Annotated in this window: 10 protein-coding genes and 2 pseudogenes; 8 read left to right on the forward strand and 4 right to left on the reverse strand. The window is 67.3% G+C overall.

Features of this window, described 5'->3' with window-relative positions:
- Nucleotides 1–384, reverse strand: a 384-nt coding sequence (locus AC2VOU_RS12850; RefSeq protein ID WP_486957724.1) for an AMP-binding protein, incomplete at its 3' end; no start/stop codon positions are given.
- A gap of 160 nt (nucleotides 385–544) precedes the next feature.
- On the opposite strand from AC2VOU_RS12850, the gene vapB reads away from it, so the two are divergent.
- Entirely contained in the window at nucleotides 545–772 is a 228-nt protein-coding gene (gene vapB, locus AC2VOU_RS12855) for a type II toxin-antitoxin system VapB family antitoxin (protein ID WP_486957725.1), read from the forward strand.
- Nucleotides 763–1,174 (forward strand): annotated as a pseudogene (locus AC2VOU_RS12860) (PIN domain-containing protein). Before vapB ends, AC2VOU_RS12860 begins: the two are co-directional and overlap by 10 nt.
- A 117-nt stretch (nucleotides 1,175–1,291) precedes the next feature.
- On the opposite strand, the gene AC2VOU_RS12865 reads toward AC2VOU_RS12860, so the two are convergent.
- Together AC2VOU_RS12865 and AC2VOU_RS12870 are read right to left on the reverse strand one after the other, a co-directional pair.
- Nucleotides 1,292–1,495 (reverse strand): PIN domain-containing protein, encoded by a 204-nt coding sequence (locus AC2VOU_RS12865; protein WP_486957726.1) that lies wholly within the window; start codon nucleotides 1,493–1,495, stop codon nucleotides 1,292–1,294.
- A gap of 63 nt (nucleotides 1,496–1,558) precedes the next feature.
- Complete coding sequence (locus AC2VOU_RS12870; RefSeq protein WP_486957727.1) at nucleotides 1,559–2,242, reverse strand: cyclase family protein; 684 nt, start codon at nucleotides 2,240–2,242, stop codon at nucleotides 1,559–1,561.
- A gap of 92 nt (nucleotides 2,243–2,334) precedes the next feature.
- Here AC2VOU_RS12870 and AC2VOU_RS12875 point away from each other — a divergent pair, with 92 nt between their 5' ends.
- Nucleotides 2,335–3,495: an alpha-hydroxy-acid oxidizing protein gene (locus AC2VOU_RS12875; RefSeq protein WP_486957728.1), complete on the forward strand. Its 1,161-nt coding sequence runs from the start codon at nucleotides 2,335–2,337 to the stop codon at nucleotides 3,493–3,495.
- Nucleotides 3,496–3,546: 51 nt separating this feature from the next.
- Here the strand turns inward: AC2VOU_RS12875 and AC2VOU_RS12880 are convergent, their stop codons facing one another.
- Nucleotides 3,547–3,768 (reverse strand): hypothetical protein, encoded by a 222-nt coding sequence (locus AC2VOU_RS12880; protein ID WP_486957729.1) that lies wholly within the window; start codon nucleotides 3,766–3,768, stop codon nucleotides 3,547–3,549.
- 110 nt (nucleotides 3,769–3,878) lie between these two features.
- On the opposite strand from AC2VOU_RS12880, the gene pheS reads away from it, so the two are divergent.
- From pheS to AC2VOU_RS12905, 5 genes and pseudogenes are all read left to right on the forward strand, one after another.
- Nucleotides 3,879–4,931: a phenylalanine--tRNA ligase subunit alpha gene (gene pheS / locus AC2VOU_RS12885; RefSeq protein ID WP_486957730.1), complete on the forward strand. Its 1,053-nt coding sequence runs from the start codon at nucleotides 3,879–3,881 to the stop codon at nucleotides 4,929–4,931.
- Nucleotides 4,931–7,417, forward strand: coding sequence for a phenylalanine--tRNA ligase subunit beta (pheT, locus tag AC2VOU_RS12890; RefSeq protein ID WP_486957731.1), 2,487 nt, complete (start codon nucleotides 4,931–4,933; stop codon nucleotides 7,415–7,417). The genes pheS and pheT overlap by 1 nt, the downstream gene beginning before the upstream one ends.
- Before the next feature lie 56 nt (nucleotides 7,418–7,473).
- Nucleotides 7,474–8,517, forward strand: a complete 1,044-nt coding sequence (argC, locus tag AC2VOU_RS12895) for an N-acetyl-gamma-glutamyl-phosphate reductase (RefSeq protein ID WP_486957732.1) — start codon at nucleotides 7,474–7,476, stop codon at nucleotides 8,515–8,517.
- Complete coding sequence (argJ, locus tag AC2VOU_RS12900; protein ID WP_486957733.1) at nucleotides 8,514–9,728, forward strand: bifunctional glutamate N-acetyltransferase/amino-acid acetyltransferase ArgJ; 1,215 nt, start codon at nucleotides 8,514–8,516, stop codon at nucleotides 9,726–9,728. Before argC ends, argJ begins: the two co-directional genes overlap by 4 nt.
- A gap of 52 nt (nucleotides 9,729–9,780) precedes the next feature.
- Nucleotides 9,781–9,882: pseudogene (locus tag AC2VOU_RS12905) on the forward strand (acetylglutamate kinase); the annotation flags it as partial.

Raw genomic sequence — 9,882 nt, forward strand, 5'->3', positions numbered from 1 at the left:
GGTGACGATCGCGGCGACGTTCGCCTCGCGGAACACCAACTCCGCGCGCTCGTCGGGATCGTCGGCGTCGACGGGCACATAGGCCGCGCCAGTGGCCAGGGTGGCCAGGATCGCCTCGTAGAGCGCGAAGCTGCCCGACGGCATCCGGATACCGATCCGGTCGCCGCGGCCGATGCCGCGGGCGGCCAGCCAGGCGACGCTGGCTTCGATATCGCTGATCAGTTCGCTGTAGGTGAGTTGGACGGTGCCATCGTCGATCGCTGTGGCGTCCGGGAAGCGGGCGGCGGTGTCGTACAGGACGTCGACGAGTGTGCGCGGGCTCGCCGCGCGCGGCGACAGCAGGTATTGCGCCGGTATGCGCTCGGGTGCTCGGGGCGTCGCCACTCGTACGAAAATACTCAAGCTTCGGGGCTTTACCGGCCAGCGCGCGCACGGCGGGTCTTGAACTGCTGGCGGTTTCGGATCGTCGCCGAATTCGCTGTGGCCGCCCCAGCCAGCGTCAGCACCTGAGGTGCTGATATCGGATATCAGGAGGTTGATGGTTATGGCCGATGTGTTGATCAGGGGACTATCGGAGGCTGCCGTGGCGCACATCGACGCGTCGGCCGCGGCGAGGGGACTGTCGCGGCAGGAGTATCTGCGGCGGCGGTTCGAGACGGAGCGATCAGAGGGGCAACCTCACGCCAAGCTCACGCTCGATGACATGCTTCGCGCGGCCGCCGCAGCGACGGATCTCGACGACCCAGAGGTGATGAAGGGCGCGTGGCGGTGACCACGTGGCTGATCGACAAGTCGGCCATACCCGCGTATGGGGCTCACCGGATGCCGAACTCTGATAGACCGGATAGAACGCGGTCTGGTGCGGATGAGTACCGTCAGCCGCCTTGAAATCGGCTATTCATTTCGCACCGCGGCGCAAGCGCGTCTCGAGGTCGCATCGCCGCCTCTGTCGCTGATGCCGGTGGAGTATTTAACGCCCGCTGCAGAAGATCGCGCCGTCGAATTGCAGCTGCTGCTGGCCGATCGCGGCCAGCACCGCGCGCTCTCGATCCCCGACCTTCTCGTGGCAGCCGCTGCCGAATTCGCGTCGCTCACAGTCCTCGCGGTTGACAAGGACGTCGAGTTGATCTCGCAGATTTCGGGACAACCTGTCGAATCGCTACGCCTGCGATAAGGCACGCCCTGGCTGGACGCTTCGACCGACGACTCAACAGGGGTCGGTTCGAGGGGGTAGCTCCTGCACTGAGTCGTGACTAACCGTGAAATCGGCACTGGCTGGCTAGCAGAAACATCACACGTCGGCGGGCAGCAAGGTGAACGTCCCGCCGTTGAGCGGGCGCAAAACCCTGAAGTGCCGCTCGTCAAACGTCAGCACCTTGCGCGTGCCCGCCTTGGCGGCAGCGATCACGGTGCTCAGATCGGCTAACCCGACATCGAGTGCTGCGTACCGCCGTTCCAAATCGGCGACGACCTGGTAGTCGGCTACGTAGGGCAATCGACAACTGGCACGTCAAGACCGCTGGGGGAATCGAGTTTGCGGGCACTTGACCGATGATTTTCAGGCAATGGATGCGAAGAATGCCAGCGCGTGATCGCCTTCGAACGCCAGAACCCGTGCCGGTGCCCCGTCGAGCCCCACCAAAGGGAGCGGCATGGCGATGATCCCGACGAATGGTGTTGAGATGCGGGACAGGTTGACGACGTACTCGATGTTGTATATGTCGTTACCCAAAAGAGTGTGGTGGACGATGGCGTCGTTGCCGTCCCACTCGTCCTTCCGGATGATCTCTTCCTCAGGGAAGTCGTAGACAACCGCTTTGACTTCGTGATCGACGAGCCAGCGTGCCCCGTCGCCGGTCAGGAACGGGGCGTTGCTGTGGAAATCGTCTGCGCCCCATTTGTGGTCGGTCCAATCTGTTCGCAGGATCGCAATGTCGTTTGGTGCCACTCCGGGGTCGCGGTCGTGTAGCACACTGCTGTCGATTGCGCGGTAGCTGTCGAAATCGGAAAGATCAAATACTGCTCCACGTCCCATCAGTCGCTGCGGCGCGACCTGATCGATGGTGGGGCCGCCCGGAATGAAGTGGCGTGGCGCATCGACATGCGTGCCGAAATGAGCGAACATCTTGAAGGTCGAGGATTGAACACCATGCTCCTCGAATGTGTGCGGTTCGGGGTAAAACGTGTTGCGCGATGTGTATCGTCCGTCGTTCTCCCGGATCGGCATTGTCAGGTCGATCATCGTGGGCTGCACTCCTAGTTTCGGTGTCAGGCGGTGTACTCCCAGTAGAAAAGCAGTGGAACAGCACGCACCCTGCCTGCCAGGCTAGGGCTATGGCATGTGGTGACTACCAGGCGGAGATCTACCTGCAGGGCGTGGCCGGAGTAGTGCCGGCGCTGCCGATCACCTACGCCGGATTGGAGTCCCGGGCTGCTGCGATGATGCCGCCGCCGGTGTGGGCCTATGTCGCCGGTGGTGCCGGTGATGAGCGCACCCAGCGGGCCAACGTCACTGCCTTTGAGCATTGGGGGCTGATGCCGCGGATGTTCGTCGGAGCCGACGAACGTGACCTGTCCGTGGAGATGTTCGGGATGACGTTGCCGGCGCCGGTGTTTATGGCGCCGATCGGCGTCATCGGCATCTGCGCTCAGGACGGCCACGGTGACCTGGCCTGCGCCCGCGCCGCCGCCATCACCGGAGTGCCGATGACGGTGTCGGTATTCGCTGCCGACCCGCTGGAGGACGTGGCGGCCGAGTTCGCTGGTACGCCAGGGTTTTTCCAACTCTACGTGCCCAAAGACCTGGAACTGGCCGCTAGTTTGGTGCAGCGCGCTGAGGTTGCCGGGTATCGGGCCATCGTCGTCACCCTGGACCAGCCGGTGACCGGCTGGCGTCCACGCGACCTGGCGACGGCGTACTCTCCGCCCTTGCGCGGGCAATGCCTGACCAACTACACCAGCGACCCGGTGTTCCGCGCTGGGCTGACCGAGCCGCCCGAACAGAATCCGCAGGCCGCCATGCAGCATTGGTTGCAAACCTGGAGCACCCCACTGGCCTGGGCCGATCTACCGTGGCTGCGTTCGCTGACCCACCTACCGTTGATCGTCAAGGGCATCTGTCACCCCGACGACGCACGGCGCGCGAAAGACGTTGGGGTGGATGGCATTTATTGCTCCAACCACGGGGGACGGCAGGCCAACGGCGGCCTGCCAGCACTGGACTGCCTGCCGGCGGTGGTGAAGGCCGCCGACGGACTGCCGGTGCTGTTCGACTCAGGAATCCGCAGCGGCGCCGACATCATCAAGGCCCTTGCCCTGGGAGCGACCGCGGTGGGCATCGGCCGGCCATGTGCCTATGGGTTGGCGCTAGGCGGGGTCGACGGCGTCGTGCATGTACTGCGCTCACTGCTCGCTGAAGCCGACCTGCTCATGGCCATCGACGGATATCCCAGCGTGAGCGATCTCACCACTGAGGCGTTGCGGCGCATCGAATAACACGCGGCCGGCTCATACCCAGACTTGCGGGATCAAACGGAAACGCTGGATTTATTTCGCAGCGGCGTGTGCGGCTTTGGTGTGGGCCAGCCGGTAGGGCCGGTTTCCGGTCTCGACGATGTCGCCGCCCACTACAGCAGACCCGCTGCTATTGCGGCACCCAGCCGCCCCGCCCGGCACGACACCTGATACCGCTTCGGGCCCATCGCTGCTGACCTGCTCGTCGACATCAGGCGGTGGTGCCTGGTCGCAACCGTCGACGTCGCTACCCATGGACCACCGCCCCTCCGTGCACAATTTGCCGGCCCACATATGATCGGCTCTTGCGCGTCACGCCGTGTCGCGTGCCCGCAATCTTCGCCCCAGAAGGAGTGTGTCGTCGCGTGGGTGCCCCGCCCCCGTCAACGGAAGCCCTGTCGCCGGAGGCGCTGACCGCCGCGGTCGACGCAGCCCGGCGCGCCTTCGCCGCCGCAGCCGACCTCGATGCGCTGGCGCACGCCAAGACCGAGCACCTCGGCGACCGTTCACCCGTGGCGGTCGCACGCCAGGCGCTGGCCACCGTGCCCAAGGCTGAGCGCGCCGACGCCGGCCGGCTGGTCAACACCGCACGCGGCACAGTCCAGCAGAGCTACGACGACAGGCTGGCCGAATTGCGTGCCGAGCGCGACGCTGCGGTGTTGACCGCCGAGCGCATCGACGTGACGCTGCCCTCCACGCGGCAGCCGATCGGGGCGCGGCATCCGATCACGATCCTGGCCGAGCACATCGCCGACACGTTCATCGCGATGGGCTGGGAACTGGCCGAGGGGCCTGAAGTGGAGACCGAGCAATTCAACTTCGACGCGCTCAATTTTCCTGCCGACCATCCCGCCCGCAGCGAGCAGGACACGTTCTACCTCGCGCCGGACGGCTCGCGGCAGCTGCTGCGCACCCACACCTCGCCGGTACAGGTGCGCGCGCTGCTGCACCGCACCCTGCCGGTGTACGTGATCTCGATCGGCCGCACTTTCCGCACCGACGAACTCGACGCCACCCACACCCCGGTCTTCCATCAGGTGGAGGGGTTGGCGGTCGATCGCGGCCTGTCGATGGCACATCTGCGGGGAACGCTCGACGCTTTCGCCCGTGCCGAGTTCGGGCCACAGGCGCGCACCAGGATTCGGCCGCACTTCTTCCCGTTCACCGAGCCGTCGGCCGAAGTCGACGTCTGGTTCGAGAACAAGAAGGGCGGGGCGGGCTGGGTCGAGTGGGGCGGCTGCGGAATGGTCAACCCGAACGTGTTGCGGGCAGCGGGCATTGACCCCGACGAGTACTCCGGTTTCGCCTTCGGCATGGGCCTGGAACGCACCTTGCAGTTCCGCAACGGAATCCCCGACATGCGCGACATGGTCGAGGGTGACGTCCGCTTCTCGCTGCCGTTCGGGGTGGGTGCCTGATGCGAATTCCCTACAGCTGGTTGCAGTCTGTCATCGGCGTCGGCGCTCCCGGCTGGGAAGTCACCGCCGAGGATCTCGAGCAGACGCTGGTGCGCATCGGCCACGAAGTGGAGGATGTCATCACCCTCGGGCCGGTCGAGGGTCCGCTCACGGTGGGACGGGTCGCGGCAATCGAGGAACTCACCGAGTTCAAGAAGCCGATCCGGGTCTGCAAGGTCGACGTCGGCGAATCGCGGCCGCGCGAGATTGTCTGTGGAGCAACTAACTTCGGAGTAGGCGATCTGGTAGTGGTGGCCCTGCCCGGCGCCACGCTGCCCGGCGGCTTCCACATCGCCGCCCGTAAGACTTACGGCCGCACGTCCGACGGGATGATCTGTTCCTCGGCTGAACTCGGTTTGGCCAACGACCATTCCGGCATCTTGGTGCTGCCGCCGGGAACCGCCGAGCCAGGTGCCGACGGCGCCGGGGTACTAGGCCTCGACGACGTGGTCTTCGATCTCGCCATCACCCCGGACCGGGGCTACTGCATGTCGGTGCGGGGCCTGGCCCGCGAGATCGCCTGTGCCTACGACCTCGACTTCGTCGACCCCGCCGACGTTCCCGCGCTGCCGAGCGAGGCCGAGGCCTGGCCGCTGACGGTGCATCCCGAGACCGGTGTGCGCCGCTTCGCGCTGCGACCGGTCAACGGAATCGACCCAAAGGCAGTGTCGCCGTGGTGGTTACAGCGCCGGCTGCTACTCAGCGGAATCCGGGCGATCTCGCCCGCCGTAGACGCGACGAACTACGTGATGCTCGAACTCGGCCATCCGATGCACGCGCACGACCTCAACCGGATCACCGGCGGGTTGGCTGTCCGATTCGCCGGGCCTGGCGAGAAGGTCCGCACACTCGACGACGTCGAGCGCGTCCTCGGCCCGGCCGATGTGCTGATCGTCGACGACGTCGCTACCGCGGCGATCGGTGGCGTGATGGGCTCGGGGACCACGGAGATGCGCGACGACTCCACCGACGTGCTGCTGGAGTCCGCGGTCTGGGAACCGGCCGCAGTATCGCGTACGGCGCGCCGGCTGCACTTGCCCAGCGAAGCCGCACGCCGCTACGAGCGCGAGGTCGACCCGGCGATTTCGGTTGCCGCACTGGACCGTTGCGCCACGCTGCTCGCCGAGATCGCGGGCGGCGCGGTCTCGCCGACGCTGACCGACTGGCGGGGCGACCCACCCCGGCAGGATTGGGCTGGCTCGCCGATTCGACTGGCGGCCGACTTGCCCGACCGGATCGCCGGGGTGCGGTACCGCCCGGGCACCACGGCGCGGCGGCTGACCCAGGTCGGCGCCCAGGTCACCGAGGCCGACGGCACACTGGTCGTCACACCGCCGAGCTGGCGTCCGGATCTGCTGCAACCGGCCGATCTGGTCGAAGAAGTGCTGCGGCTGGAGGGTCTGGACGTCATCCCGTCGGTGCTGCCGCCGGCTCCGGCCGGCCGCGGGTTGTCCGCCGTTCAGCGTCGCCGCCGCGCGATCGGCAAGTCACTGGGGCTGTCCGGTTACGTCGAGATCCTTCCCACGCCGTTCCTGCCCGCCGGCGTGTTCGATACGTGGGGCCTGCCCGTCGACGACGCTCGGCGGCACACCACCGAGGTGCTCAACCCGCTGGAGGCCGACCGCCCACACCTGGCCACCACGTTGCTGCCGGGGCTACTCGAGGCGTTGTCGCGCAACGTCTCTCGCGGTATCAGCGATGTCGCGCTGTTCGCCGTCGCGCAGGTGGTCCAGCCGACCGAGCAGACCAGGGGTCTGGCGGCGATTCCGGTACACCGTCGCCCCAGCGACGACGAGATCGCCGCGCTCGACGCATCGCTGCCCCGGCAGCCGCAGCACGTCGCGGTGGCGCTGACCGGGCTCAGGGAGCCGCGCGGCCCGTGGGGTGACGGCCGCCGGGCCGACGCCGCGGATGCGTTCGAGGCGGTTCGGATCATCGCCCGCGCCAGCGGAATTGACGTGTCGCTGCGGGCCGCGCAGTACCTGCCGTGGCATCCTGGCCGCTGCGCCGAAGTGCTCGTCGGTGACACCGTGGTCGGGCATGCCGGTCAGCTGCACCCAGCGGTGATCGAGCGATCCGGCCTGCCGAAAGGCACGTGTGCGGTCGAGTTGAACCTCGACGCGATCCCGATCGTCGATGCGCTGCCCGCACCACGGGTTTCGCCATTCCCGGCGGTGTTCCAAGACGTCAATCTCGTGGTGGACGCCGACGTCCCGGCACAGGCCGTGGCCGACGCCGTCCGCGACGGGGCGGGGGAGTTGCTGGAAGAGGCCCGGTTGTTCGACGTCTACACCGGCCCGCAGGTCGGCGAGAACCGCAAATCGCTGACCTTTGCGTTGCGGTTTAGGGCCGCGGACCGCACCCTGACCGAAGACGAGGCCAGCGCTGCCCGGGATGCCGCGGTGAGTCGCGCCGCCGAACGGGTCGGCGCGGTGTTGCGCGGCTGAAACCGGTTAGAGAATGAGTTTGCATAGGCGTGCATAGTCATGCAACGATGGGTGTCATGACCGAGGCGATACGGGTGGCCGTCGCCGGGGCCAGCGGCTATGCCGGCGGCGAGATTCTGCGGCTGCTGCTCGGGCACCCCGCCTACCACGACGGCCGGCTGACGATCGGCGCGCTGACCGCGGCCGCCAGTGCCGGCACCGCGCTGGCCGATCACCATCCGCACCTGTTGCCACTGGCCCAGCGGGTGCTGGAGCCCACCGAGGTCGGTGTGCTCGACGGCCACGACGTGGTGTTTCTCGGGCTGCCGCACGGTCACTCCGCGGCGCTGGCCGAACAGCTCGGCCCGCAGACCTTGGTGGTGGACTGTGGCGCCGACTTTCGGTTGAGCGATGCGGGTGCCTGGCAACGCTTTTACGGCTCCCCGCACGCCGGCAGTTGGCCCTACGGGTTGCCCGAGCTTCCGGGTAACCGCGACGGGCTTCGCGATGCGCGGCGTATTGCCGTGCCGGGCTGCTATCCGACCGCCGCGGTGTTGGCGTTATTTCCCGCGGTGGCAGCCGATCTCATCGATCCTGCCGTCACCATCGTGGCGGTGAGCGGCACCTCAGGGGCCGGCCGGGCCGCCACGGTCGACCTGCTCGGCTCCGATATCATCGGTTCGGCGCGGGCCTACAACATCGCCGGCGCGCACCGGCACACGCCCGAAATCGTCCAAGGCCTCAGCCAAGTCACCGACCGCGAGATCACCGTCTCCTTCACACCGGTGCTGATCCCGACCACCCGCGGGATCCTTGCCACCTGCACTGCGCGAACCACGTCGCCGCTGTCGGCGCTACGGTCCGCATACGAAAAGGCCTACCACGACGAGCCCTTCGTGCACCTGCTGCCCGAAGGCCGACTGCCCCGCACCGGCTCGGTGGTCGGCAGCAATGCCGCCCAGGTCGCGATCGGGTTGGACGAGGACGCGTCGACGTTCATCGCGATCGCGGCGATCGACAATCTGGTCAAGGGCACCGGCGGCGCCGCCGTGCAGTCGATGAACCTGGCGCTGGGATGGCCGGAGACCGAAGGCCTTTCGGTGGTCGGAGTGGCACCGTGAAACACCTCGCCGACACCGCGCCGCTGGTGCGCACCCAAGGCGTCACGGCGCCGGCCGGCTTCCGGGCCACCGGTATCGCGGCGGGCATCAAGGCATCGGGCAAGCTCGACCTCGCGCTGGTGTTCAATGAGGGACCCGACCATGGCGCCGCCGGGGTGTTCACCCGCAACCAGGTCAAAGCGGCGCCGGTGTTGTGGACCCGCCAAGTGCTGGCCGACGGGAGGCTGCGGGCCGTGGTGCTGAATTCCGGTGGCGCCAACGCCTGCACCGGGCCAGGCGGATTCCAGGACGCCCACGCCACCGCCGAGAAATTGGCCGCCGCGCTCACGGAGTGGGGGACCGAAACCGGGGCGATCGACGTCGCAGTCTGCTCCACCGGCCTGATCGGCGACCGACTGCCGATGGACAAAGTGCTCGCCGGCGTCGTGAATCTGGTGCACGAGATGGCCGGCGGCATGACCGGCGGCGAAGAAGCCGCGCGCGCCATCATGACCACCGATACCGTACCCAAACAGGTTGCGCTGCATCATCGCGATAACTGGACCGTCGGCGGGATGGCCAAAGGGGCTGGCATGCTGGCGCCGTCGCTGGCCACCATGCTGTGCGTGATCACCACCGACGCGGCCGTCGCAGCCCCGGCGCTCGAGCAGGCGCTGCGCACTGCCACCGCGAAGACCTTCGACCGGCTCGACATCGACGGAGCGTGCTCGACCAACGACACCGTGCTGCTGTTGGCCTCGGGCGCCAGCGAAATCACGCCGAGCCAATCCGATCTCGACGACGCGGTGCTGCGGGTCTGCGACGACCTGTGCGCCCAACTGCAAGCCGACGCCGAAGGCGTCACCAAGCGCATCACGATCCGGGTCACTAGCGCGCTGACCGAAGCCGACGCCGTCACCGCGGCCCGGGTCATCGCACGGGACAGCCTGGTGAAAACCGCGCTGTTCGGCTCCGACCCCAACTGGGGCCGCGTGCTGGCTGCGGTCGGCATGGCACCGGTGGAACTCGATCCGGACCGGATCACGGTGTCATTCAACGGGTTCGCGGTCTGCGTTGACGGCGTCGGCGCACCCGGCGCCCGCGAGGTCGACCTGTCGGTCACCGACATCGACGTCGCCGTCGACTTGGGTGTCGGCAGCGCGCAGGCCGCAATCCGGACCACCGACCTGTCCCACGCCTACGTCGAAGAGAACTCGGCGTACAGCTCATGATTTCACCGCCTCCTTCGCATCACTTCGTTCTGCATCGTCGTCGGCGGTGGTCATGATCACCACCGACGTCAAGGCGAAGGTGCTCGCCGAGGCGCTACCGTGGCTCACTGCGCTACACGGCACGATCGTGGTGGTCAAATACGGCGGCAACGCG

It is taken from the genome of Mycobacterium sp. TH-M25 (genome assembly GCF_057473665.1).

Excerpts from the sequence above, each read along its gene's own strand:
- vapB (WP_486957725.1), top strand. The coding sequence starts at position 545 with ATGGCCGATGTGTTGATCAGGGGACTATCGGAGGCTGCCGTGGCGCAC.
- AC2VOU_RS12870 (WP_486957727.1), bottom strand. The coding sequence starts at position 2,242 with ATGATCGACCTGACAATGCCGATCCGGGAGAACGACGGACGATACACA.
- AC2VOU_RS12875 (WP_486957728.1), top strand. The coding sequence starts at position 2,335 with ATGGCATGTGGTGACTACCAGGCGGAGATCTACCTGCAGGGCGTGGCC.
- AC2VOU_RS12880 (WP_486957729.1), bottom strand. The coding sequence starts at position 3,768 with ATGGGTAGCGACGTCGACGGTTGCGACCAGGCACCACCGCCTGATGTC.
- pheT (WP_486957731.1), top strand. The coding sequence starts at position 4,931 with ATGCGAATTCCCTACAGCTGGTTGCAGTCTGTCATCGGCGTCGGCGCT.
- argC (WP_486957732.1), top strand. The coding sequence starts at position 7,474 with ATGACCGAGGCGATACGGGTGGCCGTCGCCGGGGCCAGCGGCTATGCC.